The sequence below is a fragment of the Exiguobacterium sp. s138 genome, from assembly GCF_018618775.1.
In the GTDB taxonomy this organism is placed as follows: domain Bacteria; phylum Bacillota; class Bacilli; order Exiguobacteriales; family Exiguobacteriaceae; genus Exiguobacterium_A; species Exiguobacterium_A artemiae.
This window is the reverse complement of sequence record NZ_JACSMW010000003.1, coordinates 508,663-534,984: the sequence shown is the minus strand read 5'-3', so window position 1 is coordinate 534,984 and position 26,322 is coordinate 508,663. Positions and strand designations below refer to the sequence as shown.

General features: G+C 49.3%; 26 protein-coding genes. 12 read left to right on the top strand and 14 right to left on the bottom strand.

What is annotated here, in order from left to right; all coding sequences use genetic code 11:
• Nucleotides 1-68 precede the first annotated feature (68 nt).
• From KNP91_RS09845 to wrbA, 4 genes are all read left to right on the top strand, one after another.
• Nucleotides 69-2,228: a hypothetical protein gene (locus KNP91_RS09845; protein WP_214849927.1), complete on the top strand. Its 2,160-nt coding sequence runs from the start codon at nt 69-71 to the stop codon at nt 2,226-2,228.
• Between the two features lie 204 nt (nt 2,229-2,432).
• Nucleotides 2,433-4,457 (top strand): acyltransferase family protein, encoded by a 2,025-nt coding sequence (locus tag KNP91_RS09840; protein ID WP_214849925.1) that lies wholly within the window; start codon nt 2,433-2,435, stop codon nt 4,455-4,457.
• Nucleotides 4,458-4,579: 122 nt separating this feature from the next.
• A complete protein-coding gene (locus KNP91_RS09835) occupies nt 4,580-5,614 on the top strand; it encodes a DUF2332 domain-containing protein (protein WP_214849922.1) in 1,035 nt (344 codons plus the stop codon).
• Nucleotides 5,615-5,720: 106 nt separating this feature from the next.
• Nucleotides 5,721-6,323 carry an NAD(P)H:quinone oxidoreductase gene (gene wrbA, locus KNP91_RS09830; RefSeq protein ID WP_214849919.1) on the top strand — a complete coding sequence of 201 codons (603 nt, stop codon included), beginning with the start codon at nt 5,721-5,723 and terminating at the stop codon, nt 6,321-6,323.
• A 42-nt stretch (nt 6,324-6,365) separates the two neighbouring features.
• Here wrbA and KNP91_RS09825 read toward each other — a convergent pair whose 3' ends face one another.
• A complete protein-coding gene (locus KNP91_RS09825; RefSeq protein WP_214849916.1) occupies nt 6,366-8,801 on the bottom strand; it encodes an ATP-binding protein in 2,436 nt (811 codons plus the stop codon).
• A gap of 250 nt (nt 8,802-9,051) precedes the next feature.
• Here KNP91_RS09825 and KNP91_RS09820 point away from each other — a divergent pair, with 250 nt between their 5' ends.
• On the top strand, nt 9,052-9,225 hold the full coding sequence (locus tag KNP91_RS09820; protein WP_012371618.1) for a hypothetical protein: 174 nt from the start codon (nt 9,052-9,054) through the stop codon (nt 9,223-9,225).
• 52 nt (nt 9,226-9,277) lie between these two features.
• Here the strand turns inward: KNP91_RS09820 and KNP91_RS09815 are convergent, their stop codons facing one another.
• Nucleotides 9,278-10,291: a zinc-binding alcohol dehydrogenase family protein gene (locus KNP91_RS09815; RefSeq protein ID WP_214765531.1), complete on the bottom strand. Its 1,014-nt coding sequence runs from the start codon at nt 10,289-10,291 to the stop codon at nt 9,278-9,280.
• 179 nt (nt 10,292-10,470) lie between these two features.
• Here KNP91_RS09815 and KNP91_RS09810 point away from each other — a divergent pair, with 179 nt between their 5' ends.
• Nucleotides 10,471-10,908: a hypothetical protein gene (locus tag KNP91_RS09810; RefSeq protein ID WP_214765463.1), complete on the top strand. Its 438-nt coding sequence runs from the start codon at nt 10,471-10,473 to the stop codon at nt 10,906-10,908.
• Nucleotides 10,909-11,079: 171 nt separating this feature from the next.
• On the opposite strand, the gene KNP91_RS09805 is transcribed toward KNP91_RS09810, so the two are convergent.
• The 4 genes from KNP91_RS09805 to KNP91_RS09790 form a co-directional block, all read right to left on the bottom strand.
• A complete protein-coding gene (locus tag KNP91_RS09805; protein ID WP_214849912.1) occupies nt 11,080-11,577 on the bottom strand; it encodes a PCYCGC domain-containing protein in 498 nt (165 codons plus the stop codon).
• A gap of 93 nt (nt 11,578-11,670) precedes the next feature.
• Nucleotides 11,671-12,588: a metal ABC transporter substrate-binding protein gene (locus KNP91_RS09800; protein ID WP_214849909.1), complete on the bottom strand. Its 918-nt coding sequence runs from the start codon at nt 12,586-12,588 to the stop codon at nt 11,671-11,673.
• A complete protein-coding gene (locus KNP91_RS09795) occupies nt 12,585-13,436 on the bottom strand; it encodes an iron chelate uptake ABC transporter family permease subunit (RefSeq protein ID WP_214849986.1) in 852 nt (283 codons plus the stop codon). Before KNP91_RS09795 ends, KNP91_RS09800 begins: the two co-directional genes overlap by 4 nt.
• A gap of 5 nt (nt 13,437-13,441) precedes the next feature.
• On the bottom strand, nt 13,442-14,185 hold the full coding sequence (locus KNP91_RS09790) for a metal ABC transporter ATP-binding protein (RefSeq protein WP_012371612.1): 744 nt from the start codon (nt 14,183-14,185) through the stop codon (nt 13,442-13,444).
• A 235-nt stretch (nt 14,186-14,420) separates the two neighbouring features.
• On the opposite strand from KNP91_RS09790, the gene mgtE reads away from it, so the two are divergent.
• A complete protein-coding gene (mgtE, locus tag KNP91_RS09785) occupies nt 14,421-15,773 on the top strand; it encodes a magnesium transporter (RefSeq protein ID WP_214765455.1) in 1,353 nt (450 codons plus the stop codon).
• Between the two features lie 87 nt (nt 15,774-15,860).
• On the opposite strand, the gene KNP91_RS09780 is transcribed toward mgtE, so the two are convergent.
• The 4 genes from KNP91_RS09780 to KNP91_RS09765 all read right to left on the bottom strand — a co-directional run bounded on the left by KNP91_RS09780 (nt 15,861) and on the right by KNP91_RS09765 (nt 19,346).
• A complete protein-coding gene (locus KNP91_RS09780; protein ID WP_012371610.1) occupies nt 15,861-16,493 on the bottom strand; it encodes a hypothetical protein in 633 nt (210 codons plus the stop codon).
• Nucleotides 16,494-16,507: 14 nt separating this feature from the next.
• The gene (locus tag KNP91_RS09775) at nt 16,508-16,834 is read right to left on the bottom strand and encodes a potassium channel family protein (protein ID WP_014971462.1); all 327 of its coding nucleotides are present in this window, start codon (nt 16,832-16,834) and stop codon (nt 16,508-16,510) included.
• Nucleotides 16,831-18,414 carry a sensor domain-containing diguanylate cyclase gene (locus KNP91_RS09770; RefSeq protein WP_214849907.1) on the bottom strand — a complete coding sequence of 528 codons (1,584 nt, stop codon included), beginning with the start codon at nt 18,412-18,414 and terminating at the stop codon, nt 16,831-16,833. Before KNP91_RS09770 ends, KNP91_RS09775 begins: the two co-directional genes overlap by 4 nt.
• 92 nt (nt 18,415-18,506) lie before the next feature.
• Nucleotides 18,507-19,346, bottom strand: a complete 840-nt coding sequence (locus KNP91_RS09765; RefSeq protein WP_012371607.1) for an SDR family NAD(P)-dependent oxidoreductase — start codon at nt 19,344-19,346, stop codon at nt 18,507-18,509.
• Nucleotides 19,347-19,477: 131 nt separating this feature from the next.
• Here KNP91_RS09765 and KNP91_RS09760 point away from each other — a divergent pair, with 131 nt between their 5' ends.
• The 3 genes from KNP91_RS09760 to KNP91_RS09750 are packed head-to-tail and all read left to right on the top strand — an operon-like array spanning nt 19,478 to nt 21,725.
• Entirely contained in the window at nt 19,478-20,239 is a 762-nt protein-coding gene (locus KNP91_RS09760; protein WP_214849905.1) for a DeoR/GlpR family DNA-binding transcription regulator, read from the top strand.
• Entirely contained in the window at nt 20,236-21,276 is a 1,041-nt protein-coding gene (locus KNP91_RS09755; RefSeq protein WP_214765447.1) for a Gfo/Idh/MocA family oxidoreductase, read from the top strand. The genes KNP91_RS09760 and KNP91_RS09755 overlap by 4 nt, the downstream gene beginning before the upstream one ends.
• Nucleotides 21,273-21,725, top strand: coding sequence for a heme-degrading domain-containing protein (locus tag KNP91_RS09750; RefSeq protein WP_214765445.1), 453 nt, complete (start codon nt 21,273-21,275; stop codon nt 21,723-21,725). The genes KNP91_RS09755 and KNP91_RS09750 overlap by 4 nt, the downstream gene beginning before the upstream one ends.
• Nucleotides 21,726-21,952: 227 nt before the next feature.
• Here the strand turns inward: KNP91_RS09750 and KNP91_RS09745 are convergent, their stop codons facing one another.
• From KNP91_RS09745 to KNP91_RS09730, 4 genes are all read right to left on the bottom strand, one after another.
• Nucleotides 21,953-22,432, bottom strand: a complete 480-nt coding sequence (locus KNP91_RS09745; RefSeq protein ID WP_012371603.1) for a DMT family transporter — start codon at nt 22,430-22,432, stop codon at nt 21,953-21,955.
• A 15-nt stretch (nt 22,433-22,447) separates the two neighbouring features.
• Nucleotides 22,448-22,876 carry a DMT family transporter gene (locus KNP91_RS09740; protein ID WP_012371602.1) on the bottom strand — a complete coding sequence of 143 codons (429 nt, stop codon included), beginning with the start codon at nt 22,874-22,876 and terminating at the stop codon, nt 22,448-22,450.
• Nucleotides 22,877-22,946: 70 nt separating this feature from the next.
• A complete protein-coding gene (locus KNP91_RS09735; protein WP_012371601.1) occupies nt 22,947-23,264 on the bottom strand; it encodes an ArsR/SmtB family transcription factor in 318 nt (105 codons plus the stop codon).
• 36 nt (nt 23,265-23,300) lie between these two features.
• Nucleotides 23,301-23,750: a GNAT family N-acetyltransferase gene (locus KNP91_RS09730; RefSeq protein ID WP_012371600.1), complete on the bottom strand. Its 450-nt coding sequence runs from the start codon at nt 23,748-23,750 to the stop codon at nt 23,301-23,303.
• Between the two features lie 170 nt (nt 23,751-23,920).
• Between KNP91_RS09730 and rpoE the strand changes: the two genes are divergently transcribed.
• Complete coding sequence (gene rpoE, locus KNP91_RS09725; RefSeq protein WP_012371599.1) at nt 23,921-24,445, top strand: DNA-directed RNA polymerase subunit delta; 525 nt, start codon at nt 23,921-23,923, stop codon at nt 24,443-24,445.
• A gap of 254 nt (nt 24,446-24,699) precedes the next feature.
• A complete protein-coding gene (locus tag KNP91_RS09720) occupies nt 24,700-26,295 on the top strand; it encodes a CTP synthase (protein WP_012371598.1) in 1,596 nt (531 codons plus the stop codon).
• Nucleotides 26,296-26,322: the final 27 nt, after the last annotated feature.

The following is a 26,322-nucleotide window of genomic DNA, read 5'->3' as shown; positions in this document are numbered from 1 at the left end:
CGGAATAAAGAGAAAAAATGGAATAAAATAGAATTAATCACTGAATTTTGAAAGGATGTTCTACATACATGAACTGGAAACATTGGATGGGAAGTGTCGCGGTCGTCTGCGGAACCTGGTTAACACTGACGACATTGACAGAAGCAGCACCGTACGACATTAAAAAGAATGATCAAGCCATCATCGGGTTTTATGATCTAGAAACGAAGCAGACGACACCGTATCCAAGCGGCGTTTCACCGTATGCGTTCCTGCGGGCGGACTCTGCGGACAAGACATGGTTCCTGTTCCAGGACGATTATTTTGACGAAAGTTTCCAGCCGTACTATTTGATGAACGCCAAAACCGGTACATCGGAAGAAGTAAAGCTTCCGGCCAACCTGGAATATTTACGGGTTCTCGATCAAAATCATTTTATGGCACGTGGGATTTCGGATGCGTTTCATGTAGTAGAGCGGCAGGGAAATGAATTCGTCATCAGCGACACACTAAAAGATGGACGCAGTCCGTCCGTTCAGTGGATCAGTCCAAATCGTTTCTCCCTGATCCGGGATGGGATTGCCGACTGGTACGATGTGAAGACAGACGGGACGTTTGAAAAAGTCCGGACCGTCGAAGTAAACAGCTTTTCTCCGTTGACCGGCGACTGGATTCTTGATTTCAGCAAAACCGCAGTGATTCGGAATGTCGAAACGAATCAGACGTATGCTTTACCGAATAAACGGACTGACCAGATTGTCCGCGGCGCCTATGAAGCGGCAGACCGTTTGTACATTCAATTGACGGAAGAGGACGAGACTAAAGACGATCATCAATCCACTTCTCTGTATGTTTTAAACAAGCAAACAGGACAAGTCACAACACTCGTCGACTATTCCGATCATTTGGCACAAGAACTCCTGACCGACGGACGCGCCGTGTACCGGGTGAACGGACAAACGACGCTGCTCGATTTTAAGGATTACTTGCGTCAGCCGATTGCGATTGATGATCAGACGAAAGCGGACACGGTATTTCTAGAGAAGGCGGTATTGACGCCGGAAGTCCAACTGACGCGAATTGACGGAACGACGGAGCCGCTTGCACTTCGAGATGTTACGTTTACGGGAGACGTCGATCAGGAAAACGGCGTCCGGATTCCGACAAGTCAAAAGCGGATTTACAATACGGCCTATACCGTCGCTTATACGGCAGAAACAGGTGTCGTCCTGAAAGACACGACGCGTTATCAGCATAAACGCTATTTGACGGCGACGCTTGATTCATTGAAAGAAGTCAAAGAAGGAGTCTATACGTATCAGGTTAATCTGGGACAAGCCGATGTACCGGTCAATGTCTTCCGGCAGGATGGAACACGCCTCAACAGTGCGGTATCGGATGAGAAGGGGATGCTGACCATCGGACTCGGCACGACCGGATTACTCGGACAACCGGTCTCGTTTAAAATTGGTGACGAAAATACGTTCGATCAGAAAACGACTGTGCAACGGACGATCGCCGGATACGAAATTCCACGTGTGACCCAGTCGACGAATACGAACTTTAAAACCTTTACGTACCGGTTGGAGAGTAAACAGGACGGTGGAACGTATACCGTCTATCAGGGAAAGAAAAAAATCACAGCCATTCCGGCAACGAAGAAAACGGAAGTGACGATCCCGTATACCGATCAATTGGCCGAGTACCGGATTGTCCGTTCCGGCAGTTACGTCTCGAAATCACTGTCGTTAAAAGACAGCGTGATGTTGTACAGTACGTTAAACAACCCGTTGAACGACGAGCAGACGACGATTGACGGCGCACTTGATGCAGATGCGTGTTACGGAAAACTCTACATCGACGGCAAGTACACAGCGTATATTGATCGGAAGAAAACGCGGATTTTCGCCATCCCGACCAAACCGTTGAAAGCCGGTCAGGTCGTCAAGCTCGTGACACGCAAAGGAACACAACTGCAGGTATCCGAGCAACGGGTCGTTGCAGCCGGTAATCCGACGCTGAAATCGTACACGACGACACTAAGTCCGACAAGTACAGCCTGGAAGGTCAAAGCGACAAAAGGAAAAACGATTGTCGTGACGATCAATCAAAAGCGGTATACAAAAACCGCGACAGGCAAAACGCAGACGATGACGTTCCCGAAACAAAAACGCGGCACACGGGTGACGGTCCATGCGGAATCAATCAAATTACGCAAGAGTAAAATCTTTACGCTGACTGTAAAATAAGGCAGATAGAATACGACTCTTCCACGCTGGAGGAGTCGTATTTGTTATGGGGAAAAACGAATACATTGTAAAATTTAATTTCTAAATGTTGTGGATTTTATGAGTATTTTACTTTAGGATGAATTGGTGCGTGTCTAACGATGAAGGAAAAAATTTCAATTCAATTTTTTCGGCATAAGAAAAAAGTATAGGAGCTAATACAAAATGAATCAACCGAATTACCAAGAAATGCAGCCTCAAAAACTCATTAACACCAAAAGTCAGTTCCGGCCTGAAATCGAGGGGTTGCGCGTTGTCGCCGCCTTGCTCGTCGCGGTCTATCATATCTGGTTCAACCGTGTCTCGGGTGGTGTGGATGTTTTCTTCGTCATCTCCGGCTTCCTGATTACGACGTCGATTATCTCGACAATCAACCGGACGGGTGAATTTCGTTTCCTGCCTTACGTCACGAAACTCATTAAACGGCTGTTGCCGTCGGTCCTGTTTATTTTGGCCGTCGTCCTGATTCTCAGCTCGTTTTTACTGCCGCAATCGATTTTAGAGAAGACGGTTCGTGAAGTCGTCGCCTCGATGTTCTTCTATCAAAACTGGCAGCTTGCCATCTCGAGTACAGATTATCTGGATGCAAGCCAGATGAAATCACCGGTCGAACACTTCTGGGCCCTGTCGATTCAAGGACAGTTCTATATGATCTGGTTCGTTCTGTTCTCATTCATCTTATGGATGGTCAAGAAGTACACGATTCAAAATGCAAAACCGATGATTAACACGATTTTAGGCGTGTTGTTCGTGACGTCTTTAAGCTATTCAATCTATTTAACCGAAGTCAATCAGCCGTGGGCGTATTTCATCACGATGACGCGCGTCTGGGAATTTGCCTTAGGCAGTCTGCTTTGCATCAACCTGTCCTCGATCCACATTCCGAAATGGATGGCGACGTTGATGGGCTGGCTCGGACTGATTGGTCTGGTCCTGACCGGGATCCTCTTTAACGTCTCGCAAATGTTCCCAGGATACATCGCCCTTTGGCCGATGACGTGTGCGCTGTTCATCGTCCTGTCCGGAACACGCGACACGACATTCGGCATCAAACGTTTCCTCGGATCAAAGCCGATGGTCAAACTCGGAGGAATCGCTTTCGGAATTTATTTGTGGCACTGGGTCCTGCTTGAGTTCTATCGTTACAACGTCCAGCAGACACCGGGGATGTTGACAGGAACATTAATCATTCTGTCGTCGATTCTCTTATCGTATCTGATGACGGAATTCATTGAGAAACCGATCCGCAGTGCAAAAGTCGATCGGTCGGCTTTCAAGAAGCTCGGTATCATGATCAGTATCAATGTTCTGTTGATCGGCTCACTCTTCGGACTGAAGTATTTCGAAGAACAGGAATTAAAGAACGGTGTCAGCGCCAGCGATTATCCGGGAGCAATGGCCGTCAAGAATCCGGAGAAGACGCCGGAGCACGATCCGTTCCCGTCCTATGCGAACGTCTTTGACGACTTGCCGCTTGTCCACACGGACGGCACCAATCAGGTACTGAGTAAAAGTGACATCAAAGTCGGCGAATACGGTGAGACCAAAGACTATATCGCGACGATTGCCCTGGTCGGCAGCTCGCACTCGGAGCAATGGTTCGGAGCGATTCACGAAGCGGCAAAAGGTGAAAAGTACCGCATCTTGAACATCACCCGCTCCGGGACACGCTTCTCGACGGGTTACGAGGATGACACCTTAAAAGGCATCTGGAACAAAAATGTGCTGGAGTATTTGAAGGATGCTGATGTCGATTTGATCATCTCGCACGTCACGGCGGCGAATTCGACAAAAGATAAGATTCACCAACAGATGGTCGACCAGATGCAGTATGTCAAAGACGAGTACGGTATCGACGGTCTGGCACTCCGGGACAACCCGCGTTACAGCTTCAACGTCCTGGAGTCGCTTGAGACGTCGAGCATCAAAGAAACAACGAAGAAAATGAATGCCGAAGTCAATCAACGCGATGAAGCGTACTGGAAAAACTTCGAACAAACGAATAAGTCCCTCTATAAACTCGACTTGACGGATTACTTCCGTGTCGACGGCGAATTCCGTCCCGTGATCGGGAACGTCGTCATCTACCGTGATATCAGCCATATGACGAATTCCTATGCGGAAAGCTTCGGACCGGTCTTCAAACAGAAACTGAATGAAGTCGTAACGGATATCCTGGAGAAAAAATAATCGGATTAAGCATCAATCAAACTCTTCCCCCTGGTTCAGGCGGAAGAGTTTTTTGATGGCGAAAACAGGTTCTTGGAATAATTTAGGGAATATAACAGGGAACGTAAAAGGGGGAATCATCAATGATAGAAACAGAACTCGCACAACGCTTTCGGATCTTTGCCGAACGGGAGTGCCGCGACTCCAGTCCGTTATACGAATACCTATCACTCGAAATTGCTGAGGATCCGGGCATCCTCGATCTATGCCGGCATGCGCGCGACGTTCAGCCGGTCCCGAACCTGCTGTTTGGCGCCGTCCATTACCTGTTGCTCAAAGGCATCGATCATCCGCTTGCCGCTTATTATCCGAGCGTGTCGAAACAGCCGAAGCCGTTTCATGATGCGTTTGCCGATTTTAAGTCATTTTGTACGACATATGAAGCCGAGTTGATTCCGCTCCTTGCGCAACGTCTCGTCCAAACGAATGAAGTCCGGCGTTGCACCTATCTGTATCCGGTCTTCAGCCAAATCCATGAGCAGACACAACAACCGCTTGCGTTGCTTGAAATCGGGACGAGTGCCGGATTACAGCTGCTGTTTGATCAATACGGTTATGAATACGGGAACGGGGAGACGGTCGGGAATCCGGCATCACGTCTTCAGCTGACATCGGTCATCGAGGGGAACGACACACCGGTCATCCCGCAGACACCGCCACCGGTTACGATGCGGACGGGACTCGATCTGAATATCGTCGACTTGAATGATACAGACGAACAGTTATGGCTGAAAGCATTAATCTGGACGGAACACCGGGAGCGGCTCGCGATGTTCGAGGCGGCAGCCGGTTATGTTGAAGAATTACCGTTGAAGCTGGTCGAAGGGGACGGAGTCCGTTTATTGCCGCACTATGCAGCCGAAACACCGGACGACAGCATTCTCTGTATCTTTCATACGCATGTCGCGAATCAGATGCCGCTTGCGGTCAAAAAAGAACTGTTGCACGTCGTCGGGGAAATCGGCCGGACACGGAATCTTTACCATGTGTATAACAACGTCCAGGACCGGTATTTGCATCTCGATGCCTACATCGACGGTGTGTTGACCGAGCAGACGATTGCCGAGACGGACGGACACGGTCGCTGGTTCAAATGGTTAGTTACGCAAGAGGTATAATTTTTTCTTGAATTCAAGATAAAAAGCGTTACTTTATCCAAAAAACGGGAAAAGACGACATGTACCTCCATCGTCCGTCACTGTTTTTGAAAAAAGGAGCGAAGTCATGTCTAATGTGAAACTGGCTGTCATCTATTACAGTTCGACCGGAACCAATCATCAACTCGCCACCTGGGCGAAAGAAGCAGGAGAAGCGGCCGGCGCTGAAGTCCGCCTTGCGAAAATCAAGGAGACGGCACCGGCAGAAGCGATTGCCTCGAATCCACTCTGGCAAAAACATACCGATGCGACACGCGACGTCGAAGAAGCGACACCCGACCTGCTCGACTGGGCGGACGCGATCATCTTCAGCATCCCGACCCGTTACGGACACGTTCCGGGACAATTCCAACAGTTCCTCGATACGACAGGCGGTCTTTGGGGACAAGGGAAACTCGTCAATAAAGTCGTCAGTGCGATGTCGTCTGCGCAAAACCCGCACGGCGGACAGGAAGCAACCGTCCTTGCCGTCTATACATCGATGTTCCACTGGGGTGCGATTGTCGCAGCTCCGGGCTATTCGGATCCCGTCCTGTTCGCAGCAGGCGGAAACCCTTACGGCACAACCGTCACTGTTGATCAGGACGGAAACATGGTTGAGTCAGTCGAACCGGCCGTTCGTCACCAGGCGAAACGGACGGTCGATATCGCCAGCCGCATTAAAGGATAAGGAAAAACCGCGCCGTTCCGAAAAGGAACTGGCGCGGTTTGCTTATGCATTAGGTTGTGTTAACGGTAAGTCGACCGTAAACGTCGAACCTTGTCCTTCGATTGATTCGACATGGATTTCGCCGTCGTGGGCACGGGCAATCTCACGACAAATCGATAACCCGAGTCCTGTTCCACCGATTTTTCGGGTATCCGAATTATCGACACGATAAAACTTTTGGAACAGTTCGCTCATCGCGGAAGCGGGAATTCCGATTCCGTGATCGGTAATCGCGATGGTTACCCGATTAGTGTGTTCCGTCAAACGAACTTCAATTGAGCCGCCTGCCGGGGAATACTTAATCGCATTGTTAATCAAGTTTCCGAACAGCTGACGAATCTTTTTCGTATCGGCCTCAATCAAGAGCGACGAAACGTCAGTCAAGATGCGAATGGTATGTGTAGAAGATGAAAGACTATGAAGTTGCTTCAAATCCTTCAGCATCGCAAGTAGATCAAACGGTTCAAATGTATACTGCTGCCGGTTGGCTTCCATCCGTTGCAGGTCGAGGAAGTCGTTGATTAACAAGGACAGTCGTTCGGTTTCCGAATGGACCGCTTTCAGATATTTCTTTTGACGATGTGGAGGGAGATCCCGTTGGATCATCAACTCGGTGAATCCGTAAATCGACGAGAGAGGTGTCCGTAATTCATGGGAAATTGTTGAGACGAGTTCGTTTTTAATTCGGTCAATTTCGACTTCATTCGTCACGTCACGTAAAACGAGAAGAATCCCGCGGAATTTTCCGCCGTAATGGATTTCTTCCGAGTATGTCTTGATGAAACGTTTTTCACGATCGATCGAAAAGGTAATACCTTCTCCGGTTTCACGATTAATGAAGGTTTGGTGCAGATATCGTTCGAATTCAGAGAGCTGATCCACGCGATTTTTCAGATAGGTGATCGAGTCGTCGATTTCAATCAACCATTCTGCTTTCGAGTCGACGGCAGATGGGTGATCGAATAAATCGAGTAACGGACGATTGATTAATTGAATCGGTCCGTCGGGTTCGATGTAGACAATCGATTCGCGGATCGAGTTCAACAAGCGGGCCGTTTTTTCCCGTTCCCGTCCAATCTCGTCAAACGTCCGCATCCGGAGTAACGATAAGGCCAGCTGACGTGCAAAGGCAGCAAGCTCTTCTTGTTCCTGCGGGTCAAATGGATGATGGAGACGCATCAGGTAGATATAGGCGATGATCTCATCGGTGCTGGCATCAAGAACCGGTGTGACGGTAACCGCGCGTTGGGCAAACTGAGCGATGTGCGGCACTTTATCCTTTCGTGCGCGGCGGATGACAGGTTCGATCGTCGCAATTAAATCATCTTGTTCTTGTTCCGTCAGGCCGTAGGAAATGATATTCGTCACCGTTGTTCCTTCTTTGAAGATCAAGGAACCGTTCGTTGAATCGGTAATCTCGACCATCTTTTCGATGACGGCCGGATAAGCGGTGACTGTGTCACGGGAAGCAAGCGTTTCCGTCAGCTGATTCCGGATTTTCAAGTGTGCTTCGTTCCGTAAGGTGAGTCGCAGCGCTTGTTCTAAATTATCATTGGATGACATCAACCGGTGTTTATTATCGGTCAGGGCCGTCGCCATTTGATGGAACGATTTGCTGAGCTCACCGATTTCGTCGGTCCGATTCATCGGAATCAGCGGTGCGGTATGTTGCCCTTGGGCGAGCAGCTTACTTTCTTTACTGAGGAGCTGGATTTGACGTGTCGTCCGTTCGATGAACGGTCGAATGATCAACAGGATGACAAGAAAGAGAACCAGTAAGTTGACAAGCCAAATCCATTCCGCATATTTCGTTTGCTTGATTAGTTTGTCCTTGGCCATCATTTCTTTTGCCTGGAGACTCGTCCGGTAACTCGTGAAGACACTCTCCATCGTGTTGACGCTTTTTCGCATCGTTTCGCTGTCGGAAGCATTCATCTTAAATTTCCGGTCCGGATCCTGTTTGACCTGCGGCATCATTGATTTCAAACTTGGCATTTGCAAAAATGCTTCATCGACGGTGCCGTCTTGTTTTGCTTTGACATATTTAATTAAACTCGGCATGACGAACGTCGTATACGACGTGTACAGAGAGCGGACGTCGTCTGCATAAATTTTATCCCCACGGTAAATCCCGTTTTCTTCAAACCATTTCGTCTGTGTTTCGAGAGAATCTGCTTTTTCCTGAACCGTTTTAAGTACGTCATCATCTCCAAAGACAAGATAACCACGCATCTCATACTGTAAGGACTGCCAGTCGTCCCACAAGGACGTCGCCCGTTCCTGACGCTCACTGATCGCATCAAGACTTTTTTTTGCGTCCATCACTTGATGGTTTGTATAAAAATAAGCAGCAATCGAAGAGACGGAAAGGGTAAGGAGTATGAGGTAAAAAGCAGACATGATTTGCCGGCTGATTTTTTGATTGAACCATTTTTTCATATGATTGTGGATGCCCCTTTGCTTCAGCGTTCCGTATTGAACATAGATGTAATTACTATACCTATTTCTTACCGTAATCGTACATTTTTTAGACTCAGAAATACAGTGTTATTAGAAAATTATCTTAAATACAAGAAATTCATACCAGAAAGTGCTAAATCAAGGGTAAGGATTAAGTTGAAGGGCAGATGTCCTTTGGCAGGGAGAATGCAGAAGTACTAACAGTTTGAAATGAAAGGGGAGAAGAAGGATGAATTATCGATTTTTAGCGGTGCTGTTCGCAGCGGATGCTGCCATCCTCATTATCGGAGGAATGTTGCTGCGCGATACATTTCAGTACGCACCGGTCATCGGCTGGGCGGGAGGACTCCTGTCATTGTTTGCGGCCATCGTCTTTTCAATGAAACGTCAAAAAAGCAGATAATCGAAAAACAGGATGTTCTTTCTCTTTCGAGAAGAACGTCCTGTTTTTTAGCTTAATGCTGTTCGACGACAATTTTACCAATCGTCTTGCCACTTTCGACGAGGCGGTGGGCTTCTTTTAAATTCTCTGCATTCAGTCCGATCAACGTCTGAGTGACGGTCGTCTCAAGTGTTTCTTCCTCGAGCCAAGTCGCGATGCGGGTCAGAATTTCATGTTGGCGAATCATGTCCGGTGTCTCGAACAGGGAGCGGGTGAACATGAACTCCCAGGCGAAAGTGGCACTCTTTTGTTGCAAAGCGCTGAGATTGAGTGCCTGGTCCGTCTCGACGATACTGCAGATAGTCCCTTGCGGTGTGATGACATCGACCATCGCATCAAAATGCTGATCGGTCGCATTCAGACAAAAAACGTAGTCGACATACGAATAACCGAGTTGTTCAAGTTGTTCCCGGAAATCTTCGTGATGGTTAATCGTATGATGGGCGCCGTGTGCTTTCGCCCAGTCGATCGTTTCCGGACGGGAAGCGGTCCCGATGACGGTCAGGCCGGCATGGTTCGCAAGTTGTGTCGCAATCGATCCCACACCGCCTGCTGCACCGATGATTAGAATCGTCTTCTTGAGATTTGATTTGGCATCAAACGTGATATGCATTCGGTCAGTTAAAGCTTCATAAGCTGTCAAGGCAGTGAGGGGAAGCGCCGCCGCCTCGCTGAACGTCAAACGTTCCGGCTTCTTCGCAACGATTCGTTCGTCGACGAGCTGGAATTCACTGTTGGAACCCGGACGGTTGATGGCGCCCGCGTAGTAAACTTCATCCCCGACGGAAAAGAGGGAGGCGTGATCACCGACTTCAACGACGACGCCGGCTGCATCATAGCCGATGATTTTCGGTTCCTGTTCGTCCGTGCCCTTAGCCCGGACTTTCGTATCGACCGGATTGACGGAAACGGCTTTAATTTCGACTAGCAGATCGTGTCCTTTTGCGACGGGACGTTCCAGTTCAAGATCAATCAGACTGTCGGCTTCCGTAATCGGTAAGTGTTTGTGGAATCCAATGGCTTTCATCTGTTGCATGACAAAACATCCTTTCAGAGATAAGTATCTTTTGAACTTTTCCACGCGTCATGAAAAACGAAACCCGTCTGAAATTAGAAAACCGGTTTCCTTCCTGTGAGGTCCGTCTATTGGATTGGAAATTTGTAGTAAAATATAAACGGTGGATCTCACTAAAGGAGTCGAACTGTATGCATGATGTCATTTCTTTTCCGGCTGCCCCGACACAATCGATCATTGAACAGTATTTAGTCCATGCCCATCCGTACCCGCGCTCTTATCAACCGGCAAAGCTGATTGCGCTTCGGCGGGAACGGGGAGTCATGAACCGGCTTTACCGGACGGAACGGGAACTGATTCTCCGGCCGGGCGAACCGATTGCTCCGCAAGTGCAACGTCTGTCGCTCGAGCAACAACAGCGTTTGCTCGGCTATATCGAAGCGCGGCAAAACAGTTTCGGATTTGAAGAAGCCGAGACGTACAAGTTTTATCTGCTGGAAGTCGCTTATGAATTACGTCATCTCCCGCGGACGAGTCAGCCGCTTCGGGCCCATACGTATTATCAGCTGGAGGAATTGCTGTCCGGCAAACCCTTTGTTCTCCATGCGACGGCTCGCCGGCGACGGTAAGTTTTCCTTTTCAAAAAGAGGATGACGCAAAAAAGAATCACTCTCTTCACGCCCTTTCCTGTAGGAGGCGCGTGAAGAGAGTGATTCTTTTTTTTCGGAAGAAGAGTGGTAGAATTGTACGCTGTTCCCATTATCTTTGGAGACTGATTACTGAGTCAGCCGATGTTTGATTTAGAGGGCCGGAGTCGGAGTCGGTTTGGCACCCGTCTTCGCATAGGCCGCATCAATGTCAGAGCGGATTTTTTTGACCGGCGTACCTTGTTGGTAAGCGACGATTGATTGGGCGGCGATATCAAGACACGTTCCGCACGTAATCCCGTGTGTCGTCCAAGTCGTTTTTCCGTCTGCCCTTTGATCGGCAATGAAGCAATCATAGTTACTTGTGTGTCCGGCGGATTCCCCGCACCCGCAATAACACGGCATCTTTTCAAGCAGATCCCGATGTTTGGCGACAGACAGGTAGATCGTCTGAATCGAAGAATCCGTTTCTTTTAGGAACGCCGGTGCAACGCCTGGCGACGTCGTCTGTTCTAACTGATCGGCACTTGTGTGCGTCTCATGGGCCTCGTGGTCAGTATGCGGCGCACTCTTTTGTTCCGTCTGTCCGCAGGCACCGAGGGCAAGCGTCGCCGACAGTGTCATGATCATCCATCCGGGTTTTTTAGGCATCTTCATTCCTCCATCACTCATTGATTCTTTCCTTAGTATACGGTGGAAGAATCCACGAAAGGAAAGACAGGGATGGCGATTCGATGACAGTTCTTATTGCATCAATTGTTTTTCGATGGTCTCGAAATTTGCTTCCATCATCTTCAAGTACGTTGAACCGTTTTGTCCCTTTGCCCCGAGGGAGTCGGTGTAGAGGGTTCCGCCGATCGGAACACCAGTTTCGCGGGAGACCGTCTCCATACTGCGCCGGTCGACACTCGTTTCGACGAACAGCACCGGAATATCCTGTTGCTTGATCAAATCAACGATCCGCCGGACTTGATCGGGCGTCCCTTGATTATCGGAATTAATTTCCCAAATGTAGTCGGCTTTAAAGTCGTAGGCGTCGCTAAAGTATTTAAAGGCGCCTTCACTTGTGAGCAGATGGCGCTTGGCGTCCGGAATCGCAGCAAACCGTTCCTTCGCTTTTGTGTCGAGCGTCTTCAATTCTTTGATATAAGCCGAAGTGTTTTTCTCATAATCGGCTTTATTTGCCGGATCTTCTTTAATTAATCCAGCTTTGACGTTTTCAACGTATTGAATACCGTTGTTGAGGTCAAGCCAGGCATGAGGGTCAGTTTCCTGTTCTTTTCCGGCGGCCGTCAAATACTTTGGTTCGACGCCTTTACTTAAGGCGTAGACCGGAGCATCCTTGCCGTCCTTATTTGTACTGGAGCGGAGTTTATTAAACCAGGAACCGCCGGCTTCAAGATTCAGACCGTTGTAAAAGACGACATCAGCGTCCGCCATCTTCCGGACATCGGTCGGCAACGGATCGTATTCGTGCGGATTTTTGCCGACCTTGACCATGCTGTGGACGTCGACATGTTCACCGCCGACGACACGGGTCATATCTTCTAAAATCGAATAGGTCGTAACGACTTGCAGTTTTCCATCGTCGGCAGAATCGGGAGCACAGCCGGTCAGTAAAACAGCGAGACCGGTTAAAGGGATTAATCGTTTGAACATCATGTCGTCAGCTCCTTTTTGGCAGATTTCCATTTTCGCAGTAATCCGTGGCGCGGTGAGAAAATGAACACCAGCGCAAACAAAGCGGTCGCGACCAGGACGATGGAAGCGCCGGACGACAGATTATAGGTAAAGCTGAAGTATAAACCGATGACGGAAGAAATCGTTCCGAGACCGGCAGACAGGAAAATCATCCGCGACAACCGGTTCGTTAACAGATAGGCGGTCGCAGCCGGGGTAATCAGCATCGCGACGACGAGGATGATACCGACTGTCTGGAGAGATGCGACCGTGACGAGGGTCAGCATCGTCATCAGCAGGTAATGGATCAATCGTGTTGACAGACCGTAAGCAGCAGCCATCGTCGGATCAAATGACGTCACGAGCAGTTCTTTATAGAATAGGAAAATTGCAGCGAGCACAATCAGACCGATGGCAAGCGTCATCCACATATCGCTTGGACGGACGGCAAGGACGTTTCCGAACAGAATATGATAGAGATCACTGCTGCTGCGTAAAAAAGAAATCAGGATGATACCGAGTGCGAAGGCTGACGTAAATAAAATGCCGATCGCCGTATCATTTTTGATCCGGCTGTTTTGACTGACGAAACCGATTCCGAGTGCGGTCAAAAGACCGGTTGCGACAGCACCGATGAAGAAATTGATTCCGAGCAGATACGAGATGGCGACACCGGGCAGGACTGCATGGGAGATGGCGTCACCCATCAGCGACATTCCGCGTAAAATGATGAAACAACCGATGACCCCGCAGATGATGCCGACCATGACGGATGTCACGAGGGCTTTCTGGAGAAAATCGTATTCCGTCAGGGCGTGGATGAAATCGATGATCGTCATGACGAAACCTCCACTTTCTGCAGGAAGGCAAGCGGATTGCCGTAAGCTGCTTCGATGAGATCAGCATGCAGGACGTCTTGTGGCGGACCGACCGAAATGATCCGTCGATTGAGAAGCAGCAACGTGTCGAAATAGTCGGCTGCTTTACTTAAATCGTGGTGGACGACGAGGATCGTCTTGCCTTCATCGCGCAACACTCGCAATAAATCGATGATGACTCCTTCACTGCCGGCATCGACCCCGACGAACGGTTCGTCGAGTAATAACAGGTCGGCTTCCTGCGCTAAGGCGCGGGCCAAAAAGACACGTTGTTGTTGACCGCCGGACAGTTCACCGATTTGACGGTCGGCGTAATCGAGCATGCCGACCCGGTCGAGACAGGCGCGCGCCCGCATCCGGTGCTGTTTCGTCGGCCGCTTGAACAAACCGAGCTGCGGATAACAGCCGATCAGGACAGCATCGATGACCCGAATCGGAAAATCCCAGTCAATCGCACTGCGTTGGGGAACGTAAGCAACCTGTGTCCGCGCCTGTTTCGCGGATTGACCAAGCAGACGGATTGAAGTCGCTTCTGCCGGAATCAATCCCATGATGGCTTTGATGAAAGTCGATTTGCCGGCACCATTCGGACCAATGATTCCAATGAGTTGACCGGATGTCAAGCGGACGGACAGACGTTCAAGTGCAGTCGTCTCGAAATAGGAGACGGATAATTGGTCGACTTCTACTGCATGTAGCATAAAAAAACTCCTTTCCGGTTCATGAACTTTGATTAGGTAATGAATGTTTCCTTAGAGCAACAAAAAGTGTAAAAAAAAGAGTTTGTTTATTGTCAGTTATTATTCTTTAGACTAATAATGTTTCCTTAAGGCAAATTTTAAGGTGCGACGAAAGAAATGTCAACTGCTTTCATCAATCGCTCTTTTTGAAAGCATCGTGCTAAGATGGGAGAGGAGAAAAAGTGGGGGTGAGAGGATGAGTCAGCCGGAGGAACAGCAGTGGAAGCTGCTGTTACTGGAAGCATTGGTGAAAGAACGACGGGAAGAAGCACAGCAGGTAATCGAAGAAGTCTATCCATACGACTTAGCGAACTGGTATGGTAAACTCGGAAAAACGGAACAGGAACGGCTCCTCCGTTACCTGGATCATGAACGGTTGGCCGACGTCATTGAGGAACTGGAGATCGATGAGCAGCTTGAGGTCATACGGCGTTTAGATGTCGATCACGCGGGACACGTCATGGATTTAATGGAAAATGATGATGTGGCAGACATCCTGGAAGAACTGCCGGACGATGAAGTCGATCGTTTATTATCCGGCATGCGTCCGGATGAGGCACTTGTCGTCCGCAACTTATTGACGTATCCGGCCGAGACGGCAGGACGCCTGATGACGAACCGGTTCATTTGGGTGACGGATGAGTCGACGGTTGGCGAAACGATTGAAAAGATGCGCGATTACATCGAATACTCGGAGACGATCAATTACGTTTATGTCGTCAATCAACTGAGTCAGCTCGTAGGTGTCATTTCCTACCGTGATTTAATCCTCGCAAGTAACGACGAACGGATTGCGGACGTCATGGACCGGAAAGTCATCAGCGTCTCGTCCGAGACCGATCAGGAAGACGTCGCGAAGATGTTTGAACGCTACGATCTGGTCTCGTTACCGGTCGTCGAAGGGGATGTCCTCGTCGGATTGATTACGGTCGATGATGCCCTTGACGTCTTACGGGAAGAAGCAAATGAAGACATCGAAAAGTTGTCGGCGTCCGGGAAATCGATTGATTTTGATACGAAACCGTGGGTGGCCGCAACCCGGCGTCTGCCGTGGTTGATTTTGTTATTATTTATCGGACTCGTGTCCGGATCGATTATCAGTCAGTTTGAAGAAACGTTATCCAAAGTGGTCGCGTTGGCATTTTTCATGCCGATGATTGCCGGAATGACGGGAAATACCGGAACGCAGTCGCTGGCTGTCGTAGTCCGTGGTCTGATTACGCGTGAAGTCGACAAACGGGTCGTCACGCGGCTGATCATTCGGGAATTACGGGTCGGTCTGATCATTGGTGTGACGTGTGGGATTTTGATTGCCATCATCGCCTACGTCTGGCAGGGGGATCCGATTCTTGGTCTCGTCGTCGGCAGTTCACTGATCATTACATTGATTTTTGGAACATTAGCCGGAACGATTATTCCATTGATCTTGCACCGTCTGAATATCGACCCGGCCATCGCATCCGGCCCGCTCATCACGACGCTGAACGATATCCTGTCGCTGCTCGTCTATTTCGGGATTGCGACGGCCTTCATCAGCCGTTTGATGTAACACAAAAAAGTATCGTTCTGCCGAATCTGTCGAGATCCGGTAAAACGATACTTTTTTTGACTTTCATTTAGAAAAGAAGTTCTCGGTTCAGCGGATCCAGACGGCAAGTGGTCCAATATCATCGAAGCCGGCTTCAAGTGCCGTGATCAATTGATCGCCATACTCATAGCCGACGAGAGGCTGTCCCGGGAAGTGAGCCGAACTGAGCCGGATGATATCATCCCAGAGTCGTTCATCGAGATAATCGGACGTCAAATGCGACAGTCCGGTCGTTTGACCGTTGGAATAGGCGATAAATCCGGTCTGCTGCGCATCCGAAAAGAACAGCCGGACATCGGTTCGTTCGAACAACGTATCCGGCAAGTCGTGCGTCTCGATGAAGGCGAAGAAACGTGCTGCTTCCTCGGAAGTCGTCACGACAGTCCAGTCTGGCGGGAGCGCACGCCGGTCGAGAATCGGCGGACGGACAATCCATTCCGCCGTGAACAGGTGTGTCAGACCGGCAAGTGAAAAATCATAGCTGGCGGTGCAATCCTTGATACTGTTGACACCGGTCAGATCGAGTTGCTGTTGATGCGCCCGGACCATCATTTCCGGATAGAGCGGCGGGACGTCGCCGGTCGCTTTCCAGTGATCCTCTGTTTCCGTGACGGTACATCCGTTCAGCTCGCAAATCAGACGACACCAGTCGAAGTTATTTTGAATGGCTGCTTGCCGCATGAAGGCATCTCCTTTCAGTCTTCCTGTTCCTTAATCAAGACATAGGCGAGTGTAGCAATCAATGTAAGGAACAAACCGCATCCGATCGTAATATAGGCCATCGTGAAGACTTTGCCGAGTGTCGTAACGGGAGCGAACGTCGGATGCCCGACCGTGCTCAGCGTCGTGATACAGAAATACAGCGCGTCGACGACGGTTAAGTTTTCTTGCGTGCTGTAAAAAATCGTTCCGGACAGTAACGTCAACAGGCACAGGATCAATAGACCGCGGAAGTAGGATAACTGAAAAGCATGGCGTAATCCTTTAAATAATCGTGAAAAAATCGCAAGCATGGAAATCATCGTGTGCCTCCTTCGGACGGTCGTTGAATCGATTCGAGTGTATCATGAATCCGGTATCCGTTTTTACCATTGTATTTGATGTGATACATGGCCTGATCGGCATGATGAATCAACGTATCCAAGCTGATGCCGTGATCGGGTGAATAACTCAGTCCAATGCTCGTTCGAATCTCGATCAACTCTTCTGCGAGTATAAACGGATTGTCCTGGAAGGTCTCTAAGAGCGAAGCTGCGAACCGGTGCAACTGGTCCGGTGTCTGATTCGGCAACAGTAAAAAGAATTCATCGCCGCCGACCCGGGCAGCGAAACCGGGCGGCTTAACGGTCCGTTCAAGCAGCTGAGCCAAGTGAATCAAAAAGGCATCGCCGATTTGATGACCGTACGTATCGTTGATGCTTTTAAAGCCGTCGAGGTCAACGACGACGACCGTGACACTGTCCTGCTCGAGAATGGCTTGCCCGGCCCGTTCGTAAAAGTTACGCCGGTTGGGGATTTTCGTTAACGGGTCATGATAGGCGAAAAAGCGGATCGTCTGCTCGGCTTCCTTAAAGGACTGGATATCCCGAATCAGCAACATCCCGTGTAACTCCTGTTCGATGAAGACAAAGTCGGCGTCCATGACGACATACCGTTCCTGTTGTTCGAGCGTCAGGACCTTTGTTTCGTATTCGTTGAATTTACGTTGAGAAGCAAAGTGGACCTCATAATGCTGAAGCCAACCCTGTTGTTTTTTCTCCGGCAGGTAGTCGGCGAACGGCTGACCGGACAGTTTGTGTTCTTTCAACAATGTATGAGCCGCGGGATTCGCACTCTCGATTCGGCCGTGACGGTCGAGCAACAGAATCGCCGAAGGATTCAGATTGTACAGCGTCGCAAACCGTTTCTGGTAAGAGGCGAAATAATCGAACCGGCGCATGGCGATCGTCAGAGCACCGGCCCAAAACAGTCCGCCGTACATATAGGCGTAGGGCGGCATGACACCGTAGAACGAGTTGTATCCGAAGACGATATCCCAGACGAGAACAAGGAGCGCAACACTCAACAGGACATTGATGATTCCCCGGCGCGCATCCCGCAACTGGGTCCGCGCATAAAACAGTAAACCGATCACGAGAAGATGGAAGACGTTCCCGACAGTCATCGTGATTAAGTACGAGGCATTGAACTCCGGATAGATGAAGGCGCCGATCCGTTCAAATTGCTGACTGTTGATGACGTTCGTCTGAAAGGCATACGTGATCAGAACAATGACCATTGGTACATAAAAGATGCCCGGGTAAAGGAACCGCGGCATCTTTTTCCACAGATTCGAGACACGGAAGATAAAGTGGAGCGATGTACTGAAGACGAGTAGTCCGGCATTCCCAAACCAATACGTCACGAAAGCCGGACTCATCGAGACGGGCGCAGCGTTTCGGAAAAATTCACCGAGAAACAACATTCCGTAGGCGAAAGTAAAAAGACTCAGCAGCCGGTGTTGCGAACGTTTTGGATTGCGTAACAGGATATCGACGGCCATATAGAACATGATGAACGTCGGAATCAAATAGACGGCCGTATACAAAAATAAGGGAGTCATGAAAAACCGTCCTTCTGAATGAATTTAAAGTGTTTCTTTCATTATAGAAAGAAGAAAAGGACGAATCTGATATGTTTTGAACAAAAGGGGAATCAGTCTAAATTTAGTGTCAGTTGCCGGGTTTTGAGTGTCCCGACGAGACCGGACGGATCGTTTGCCGTTTTATGGGCGACGAAGGCTTCGTCTTCCGGAGCGGTCCGGACACGCAACGGCTTCTCATCGGCATGGACGAGTTTAAAGATCAACTCGGCGATCGTTTCCGGCGACTGGCGCTCGGCGTGCCGGACGCGGTACGTCCGTAAATAACTTTCGATGATCGGTTTGAAATCATCTTCGTGCAATCCGCCTGTCTGCTCAAGACGGTCGAGGACGCTTGCTGTGAAGTTCGTCTCGACGGCAGCCGGTTCGATCAACGTGACATCGATCGAGAAAAACGGTTTGTAATAAGTAGCTAAGCTTTCGAACAGTCCTTCAAGCGCAAACTTGCTGGCACAATAGATTTCGTTCATCGGCTGACCGACAAGTCCGCTGATGCTCGAGGTGGCTAATAAATGACTGCCGTTCGGAGCGGCTTTTAAAAGCGGCAGACAACATTCAATCGTCCGCATGACACCAAACACGTTGATATCAAACAGCTGAGTGATTTCATAACTCGTCGCTTGTCCGAGTGCGCGTAACAAGCCTTGTCCGGCGTTGCAGAATAAAGCATTCAAATGACCAACTTCTTGCTCAATGACGGAGACGGCCTGTTTTAAACTCATCAGGTCCGTGACATCGACTTCAAGGAAATGCAAATGCGGTAAGGCGGCTTTTTCCAGTGCCGGAGTCAGTTCACGGGTTCCGGCATATACCGTCCATCCTTCTTCAGCAAAACGTGTCGCCGTCGCGAGACCGATCCCGGACGAAGCACCGGTAATGAAAATCGTACGCATGCGTCATTCCTCCTCTTGAATTCCAGGCTATACCATTCTTTACCCGAATTGAGCGAAGTTATTTTAAGTAAAAATTGCATTATGTAATGTAAAAACTTAAAATGAAGAAAAAGAGCAGGAGGAAAAGGAAGATGGCTCAACAGGATCGACTTCAACAAATGCGCGAATGGATCAAGACGACACCTGAAATTTCACTTGATCAGCTGATGGAAGAGTACCGGATTTCCCGGGACACAGCCCGGCGTGATTTGATTCAGCTCGAGCGGGAAGGGAAAATCATCCGGGTCAAAAACGGTTTGATCCGTGTCGGGACAAATACGACCGTTCAGTATGACCGGCGGACCGAACAGCCGGAAAAGAACCGGATTGCGAAACACGCCGTCCGGTACGTTCAGCCGGACCAAACAATCATCCTCGATGCAGCTTCGACGGTCGCCCGGATGACGGTTCATCTGCCGGCGCAACCGATCCAAATCATTACGAATGCACTAGCTGTCGTCGAACAACTGGAGGCCCGTCCGGAAATTGATCTGTATGTGACCGGAGGAAAATGGGACCGGCATGCACACAGTTTAGTCGGGATTAAGACAGCGGATGATATTTTGAACTATCAGGTCGACCGTGTATTTCTTGGAGCGTGCGGACTGACGGAACAGGGGGTATTCGCTGAAAATCTGGAAGAAGCCATCGTGAAAAAGGCGATGATCCGCAGTAGCGCGGAAGTGATCGTACTGGCGGACCATACGAAGTTCGAGAAACGTTTTCTGCACAAAGTCTGTGATCTTGATCAGATCGATGTCCTGATTACGGATGAACACCCGACCGAACAATGGCAAAAGTGGCTGCAAGAAGCCCATATCTTGCTCGAAACAGCAGAGGAGGAACAAACATGACGACGATTCAAACGACATTAGTCGGATTCGGATTTTCAGCCGTAACGTTTCACGCCCCATTGATTCAAGCGTTGCCCGAATATACGGTCCGGCAAGTCGTATCCAGCCAAGCCGATAAAGTGGCGGCTGTTTTCCCGGAAGCCGATGTGATCGAAACACTCGAAGAGGCCTTACAGGATGAACAGACGGAACTTGTCATCATTACGACACCGACAGCTTTACATTTTGAGATGGCGAAACAAGCCATCGAAGCTAAAAAACATGTCCTGCTCGAAAAACCGGCCGTCGTGACGATGGAAGAGGCAATCGAACTGCAACGTCTCGCAATGCAACACGGCGTCTCTGTCGCCGTCTATCAAAACCGCCGTTACGACGGTGATTTCCTGACGGTCGAACAGTTGGTCGAGATGAATGAAATCGGAGATTGGCAATTGTTCGAATCACGGTTTGATCGCTATCGTCCGGTTGTACGGGATCGCTGGCGGGAAAAAGCAGGACCGGGTTCCGGTATTTTATTTGACCTCGGTTCACACTTGATCGATCAGGCGCTCGCTTTGTTCGGGGAACCGGATGCAGTCGTCGGGGATGTTTTATCCCAGCGCGACGGAGCGGAGACGGATGATGGATTCCACATTACGTTATTTTACGGAAAGCGTCGCGTCATCCTGCGGTCCAATTCCTTTATCCAAGGGGCAACGCCGCGGTTTGAATTGCATGCGACACGCGGAAGTTATCTCAAATACGGAATGGATCCGCAGGAAACGCGCCTTGCGTCCGGACAAACAATTGATGCCGCAATTGGTCAGGAGGAAGCCGTGAATTACGGATATCTGCAACTTGCGGATCATCCGGCGGAACGATTGGCGACACTTCCGGGGAATTACCTTGGTTTTTACAAAGCACTTGCCGAAGGTTTGAAGACGGGTGACGTGCCGGTCGATTTGACGGATGCACTCAAGACGATGCAAATCATCGAAGCCGTTCGTTTGAGCAGCGAGAAGGGACGGAAGATTTTCCGGAAGGAGTGGGAGCAATGAATCTGACGGAATTGTTGGTACAGGAAGAAACGCTGACGTTACGTCAGTTTACGAATCACGATGCCCTGCGTGCCGGACGATATGTCATCGACCGGGCAATCGAGGAGCAACTCAGCGTCGCCGTCGAGCTGAAACGGAACGGACAACGGCTGTTTTATGCGGCACTCGACGGAACGGCACCGGATCAGGAAGAGTGGATCCGGCGGAAATCGAACGTCGTCCTCCGTCACGGACACAGCTCGCTCTACATGCGACTGTATAACGAAAGTAAAAACCGGTCCTACCACACGATGTATGCGGTCAATCCGGCCGACTATGCCGACGCCGGCGGATCATTTCCGGTCCGGGTCGCGGGTGTCGGTGTCATCGGAACGATTACCGTATCGGGCTTATCGCAGGAAGCGGATCATCAGCTCGCGGTGGAAGCCCTGACTTTTTTAAAAGGATGAACAGATGAAAAAACGAGGCTGACTCAAAAAAGAATCACTCGTCTTTTCACGCCCTTTCCTCAGGCGAGACACAAGCCAGTTTTCCTGCCTCGTTTAGGCAGGGAAACGGGTCTTGTTTGTCTCTGACAGCGCAAAATGCGCTTTTCCCTGTAGGAGTGGCGTGAAACGAGTGATTCCCTTATTTTTGTAGGGACTGACTTTTGAGTCAGCCCTATTTTTGTATGGTCTCAAGAAGCCATCGAGTCGGAAGCAGGCGCTTCGACCCGTCGTTTGTTCCCGCGGTAAATAAAGAACAAGGCGGCTAACATAAACAACAGACCGGCAAAACGTTTCAAATCAAACGCGACTTCGACGCCGCCGAATGTTCCGAAGTGGTCAAGCACCATTCCGGCGGACAACTGTCCGATGACGGTTGCGATACTGGCTGCCGTCACCCCGATTTTCGGCACGGAGAGAATGGTCAGGAACAGATAACTGACACCGAACCAGACGGCACTGAGCTGCCACCGGGGTGCATCAAGAATTAACAGGACATCTCCTTGTCCGAAAAAGAGGACGGCGAGTGCAAGCAGGAGCATGCCGGTGAAAAAAGTTAAAAATGTACTTTCCAGTGCGCCGGCTTTTTGACCGAAGGCACCGTTGATGGAAGACTGGGCACTGAGGAGAATTCCTCCGAGCAGTGTCATGCCGAGTAATGCGATATTCATCAAGTTTCCTCCTTCTTAGAAAATCAAAAATAGCGCGACGACCATCAGGCCGGATGCGATTAATTTGTCTTTGTTAATGGCGACGCGGGGACTTCCGAGCCATCCTTTATGTTCAATGACCATGCTGGCGATCATCTGACCGATGATGACGCTGATCATGGCGAGACCGACACCGACGAGCGGGATGCTGATGATCAGGATCGTCAAATAAATACTTCCGAGTAATCCGCCGAGCAACGTCCATTTCGGAGCTTTGAATGTATAGCCAAGCGAACCTTTTCCAAAGAAAAGGGTGATGATGCCGATGATGATTGTACCGGCAAAGAAATTATAAAAGCTGCTTTCGAGTTTACCGATACTGTTACCAAGCTCCCCGTAGATGGCGCCTTCGATACTGAGCGCAATCCCGGCAAGTAAAGCCAACAGGTAATAAATGAATTTCACAATCCGTTCCTTCTTTCTTTTCCAAATCTACATATCGAGAATTGTCGATATATGAACAAAGGAAAACCCCTTAGAGTTCTCCTTTTAGATACTCTGCCAACTCGTTAATCTTTTCTTCATTTCGACGGTAATACGTCCACTTGCCGTGACGTTCGGATTCGAGCAATCCGACTTTTTGTAACATCGCCAAGTACTGGGATACCGTGGATTGGGACAGGTTGGCCTTCTCCTGGATATCACCGACACAGACGCCTCCTTTTTCAGCGAGATTCGTTGACAAGTGAGCTGCCGGTTTGTTGAAATGAGTTTCCGGATCTTTGAGCCAGCGCAGGATGTCGAGACGGACTTCGTTCGACAATGCTTTAAAAAGATCTACTTGTTGTGTCATGCCATCAATCTAATCGATACTTTCCGATATGTCAATTCATCGGTTTGAGTCGGCAAAAGCGGTTTTATCCAAAGTGTGCGTGATTTTTTCACCGGAAACGAGTTGAAATCCGAGACCTTGATAAAACGGATCGGCCTGTTCGCTGTATAAGACGAGTCGGTCATACGTCAAAAAGGCTTCAGACATGATTTTTTCAAGCAATGCCGTCCCGATTCCATGTGACCGGGCTTCCGGCAAGACATAGACATGACGGATCCGGCCGGTTCGGGCTTGACCGGATTGTTTCATATATCCGCCGCACGCGAGGACTTGATTGGTTGTCGACAGGGCGACGAACATCGCTTCCCCGTCTTCTTGAAACGATTCCTCCCGGCGGTTGCGTAACATTCGCTCGACGAGTTGGAATCCTTCCTGCGAACTTTTAGCGAGCAACGGAAGCCAGTTGTATCCATCAAAGTCGTTTACCCGTTCAATTGTCACATCCATCCGTGATTCCTCCTTCTTTTCTCTTGGATTATTCCTTTTTCAGGCCCCTCAAAAACCCAATTTTCTTTTTCGATGAATCTTTTTTTACGAGAGACTGGATTTTTAAAAGCCCTTTTGCGTATAATGAGAAGTAATGGATTGAACGCAAATGAAAGGAAGTGGCCGTCACAATGAGCCTCAGCCGTTTAAGTAAAGAAGAAATTACTGATCTTTCACTGATTAACTTCGTCAATGAAATGCTGCAAGAAGCGGGCGAACAGCCTATTACTTTCGATGACATCACAAAAGAAATCGAAAAATATCATACGTTTAAAAATGAAGAGGATAAGTTCGAGAAACTTGCCCAACTTTATACGGACATGAACATCGACGGAAACTTCGTTAACGTCGGAGCTAACCGTTGGTCGCTTCGTGCATGGTATCCGTTCGATAAATCGGACGAGGACTTGGTCATCGAAGCGCGTCAACGCGGTGAACTCGATGAGTTCGAAGAAGAGTTTAACTACGATGCAGAAGAAGATGAGTTCGAGACAATCGAAGATGATCTCGATACATTCGCGAAAACTGCTGATTATGATGCAGCAGATGACAGCGAAGAAGATACATTCAAAAAAGTTGCGGTCATTGATGACCTCGAAGACGATTTGGATGAAGAAGACCTCGAAGATTTCGAGGAAGATGACGAAGAAGTTTAACAACCGCAACCTGCCATTTTTGAACATGAAAATGGTAGTTTTTTCGTTGACGGCTGACACAGGTACGTGTGATTTTTGTCTTTAAAAAATCTGCTTGACGAAGTTTTCGGAATGACGTAAGTTAGTCATGGGCTTCTTTAAGCAACGTGCTTAATTTCAGCAAAAGTGTCTCCTGTGAATGGGGGCACTTTTGCTTTTTTATTTTTTAACGACCTCTGACAGATTTCTGGACTCGAGAAGGGAGCAATTTAATCATGACAAAGTATATTTTCGTAACCGGTGGGGTAGTATCTTCGCTCGGTAAAGGGATCACGGCAGCATCACTCGCTCGTCTCTTGAAAAACCGTGGCCTGAACGTCACGATCCAAAAATTCGACCCGTACATCAACATCGACCCGGGAACGATGAGCCCGTACCAGCACGGCGAAGTGTTCGTCACGGATGACGGTGCTGAAACGGACCTTGACCTTGGTCACTACGAACGGTTCATCGACATTAACCTCAGCCAAAATGCAAACGTGACATCCGGCCGGATCTACTCGACGGTTCTGAAAAAAGAACGTCGCGGGGATTACAACGGTGGAACGGTTCAGGTCATTCCGCACATCACGAATGAAATCAAAGACCGTGTCTTCCGTGCCGGAAAAGAAACGGGCGCAGATGTCGTCATCACAGAGATTGGTGGAACAGTAGGGGATATCGAATCGCTTCCGTTCATCGAAGCCATTCGTCAGGTGAAAAACGATATTGGGAAAGAAAACGTCATGTACGTTCACTGTACACTCGTTCCGTATCTTGCCGCTGCAGGCGAGCTGAAGACGAAACCGACACAACACAGTGTTAAAGAACTCCGCAGCTACGGGATTCAGCCGGATATCATCGTTCTTCGTGCAGAACATGATGTACCGCAAGAAATGAAAGATAAAATTGCCCTCTTCTGTGACACACGTCCGGAAGCGGTCATTGAAGCAAAAGATGCGTCGACACTTTACGAAGTGCCGCTTAATCTGCAACGTCAAGGCATGGACCAACTCGTCTGTGACTACTTCAAATTCGATACACCGGCTGCTGACATGACTGCTTGGAAGCAACTTGTCCACACCGTGACACACCTCGAGAAGAAAACAAAAATCGCTCTCGTCGGGAAATATGTCGAACTCCGTGATGCGTACATCTCGGTTGCAGAAGCTTTGAAACACGCCGGTTTCGCCTTTAACAGCGACATCGAAATCGACTGGATCAATGCAGAAGACGTCACGCGTGACAACGTTCAGGAATTACTCGGTTCAGCAAATGGAATCCTTGTCCCGGGCGGATTCGGAGAACGTGGAATCGAAGGGAAAATCGAAGCGACACGTTTTGCCCGTGAAAACAACGTCCCGTTCTTCGGAATTTGCCTCGGTATGCAACTGGCGACAGTTGAGTTCGCCCGTAACGTCTTGAATCTTGAAGGTGCCCACTCGGCGGAAATCGATCCGGCGACACCGTATCCGATCATCGATTTGTTGCCGGAACAAAAAGACATCGAAGATCTCGGCGGAACACTTCGTCTTGGTCTGTATCCGTGTAAGCTTGAAGACGGTTCAAAAGCGCGTGCTGCTTATTCGAGTGAACTCGTTTACGAACGTCACCGTCACCGTTATGAGTTCGGCAACGAATTCCGTGAACAGTTCGAAGCGAACGGCATGATCTTCTCTGGTACGAGCCCGGATGGCCGTCTCGTTGAAATCATCGAAATCCCGGAACACAAATGGTTCGTCGCTTGTCAGTTCCACCCGGAATTGATTTCGCGTCCGGAACGTCCGCAAGCCTTGTTCCATGACTTCATCCAGGCATCACTTGGTGAGTAAGAATTAAAGTGAATGACCAACAACCCT

What these genes read in the sequence shown, in the direction of transcription:
- KNP91_RS09800 (WP_214849909.1), bottom strand. Translation starts at nt 12,588, where the DNA reads ATGATGTTCAAACGATTAATCCCTTTAACCGGTCTCGCTGTTTTACTG.
- KNP91_RS09770 (WP_214849907.1), bottom strand. Translation starts at nt 18,414, where the DNA reads ATGACTCCCTTATTTTTGTATACGGCCGTCTATTTGATTCCGACGTTC.
- KNP91_RS09815 (WP_214765531.1), bottom strand. Translation starts at nt 10,291, where the DNA reads ATGAAAGCCATTGGATTCCACAAACACTTACCGATTACGGAAGCCGAC.
- KNP91_RS09780 (WP_012371610.1), bottom strand. Translation starts at nt 16,493, where the DNA reads ATGCGGCAAGCAGCCATTCAAAATAACTTCGACTGGTGTCGTCTGATT.
- KNP91_RS09755 (WP_214765447.1), top strand. Translation starts at nt 20,236, where the DNA reads ATGACGACGATTCAAACGACATTAGTCGGATTCGGATTTTCAGCCGTA.
- KNP91_RS09745 (WP_012371603.1), bottom strand. Translation starts at nt 22,432, where the DNA reads ATGAATATCGCATTACTCGGCATGACACTGCTCGGAGGAATTCTCCTC.
- KNP91_RS09720 (WP_012371598.1), top strand. Translation starts at nt 24,700, where the DNA reads ATGACAAAGTATATTTTCGTAACCGGTGGGGTAGTATCTTCGCTCGGT.
- wrbA (WP_214849919.1), top strand. Translation starts at nt 5,721, where the DNA reads ATGTCTAATGTGAAACTGGCTGTCATCTATTACAGTTCGACCGGAACC.
- KNP91_RS09810 (WP_214765463.1), top strand. Translation starts at nt 10,471, where the DNA reads ATGCATGATGTCATTTCTTTTCCGGCTGCCCCGACACAATCGATCATT.
- KNP91_RS09820 (WP_012371618.1), top strand. Translation starts at nt 9,052, where the DNA reads ATGAATTATCGATTTTTAGCGGTGCTGTTCGCAGCGGATGCTGCCATC.
- KNP91_RS09805 (WP_214849912.1), bottom strand. Translation starts at nt 11,577, where the DNA reads ATGCCTAAAAAACCCGGATGGATGATCATGACACTGTCGGCGACGCTT.
- KNP91_RS09730 (WP_012371600.1), bottom strand. Translation starts at nt 23,750, where the DNA reads ATGGATGTGACAATTGAACGGGTAAACGACTTTGATGGATACAACTGG.
- KNP91_RS09835 (WP_214849922.1), top strand. Translation starts at nt 4,580, where the DNA reads ATGATAGAAACAGAACTCGCACAACGCTTTCGGATCTTTGCCGAACGG.
- KNP91_RS09790 (WP_012371612.1), bottom strand. Translation starts at nt 14,185, where the DNA reads ATGCTACATGCAGTAGAAGTCGACCAATTATCCGTCTCCTATTTCGAG.
- KNP91_RS09825 (WP_214849916.1), bottom strand. Translation starts at nt 8,801, where the DNA reads ATGAAAAAATGGTTCAATCAAAAAATCAGCCGGCAAATCATGTCTGCT.
- KNP91_RS09775 (WP_014971462.1), bottom strand. Translation starts at nt 16,834, where the DNA reads ATGATTTCCATGCTTGCGATTTTTTCACGATTATTTAAAGGATTACGC.
- KNP91_RS09765 (WP_012371607.1), bottom strand. Translation starts at nt 19,346, where the DNA reads ATGCGTACGATTTTCATTACCGGTGCTTCGTCCGGGATCGGTCTCGCG.
- KNP91_RS09760 (WP_214849905.1), top strand. Translation starts at nt 19,478, where the DNA reads ATGGCTCAACAGGATCGACTTCAACAAATGCGCGAATGGATCAAGACG.
- KNP91_RS09845 (WP_214849927.1), top strand. Translation starts at nt 69, where the DNA reads ATGAACTGGAAACATTGGATGGGAAGTGTCGCGGTCGTCTGCGGAACC.
- KNP91_RS09750 (WP_214765445.1), top strand. Translation starts at nt 21,273, where the DNA reads ATGAATCTGACGGAATTGTTGGTACAGGAAGAAACGCTGACGTTACGT.
- rpoE (WP_012371599.1), top strand. Translation starts at nt 23,921, where the DNA reads ATGAGCCTCAGCCGTTTAAGTAAAGAAGAAATTACTGATCTTTCACTG.
- mgtE (WP_214765455.1), top strand. Translation starts at nt 14,421, where the DNA reads ATGAGTCAGCCGGAGGAACAGCAGTGGAAGCTGCTGTTACTGGAAGCA.
- KNP91_RS09735 (WP_012371601.1), bottom strand. Translation starts at nt 23,264, where the DNA reads ATGACACAACAAGTAGATCTTTTTAAAGCATTGTCGAACGAAGTCCGT.
- KNP91_RS09840 (WP_214849925.1), top strand. Translation starts at nt 2,433, where the DNA reads ATGAATCAACCGAATTACCAAGAAATGCAGCCTCAAAAACTCATTAAC.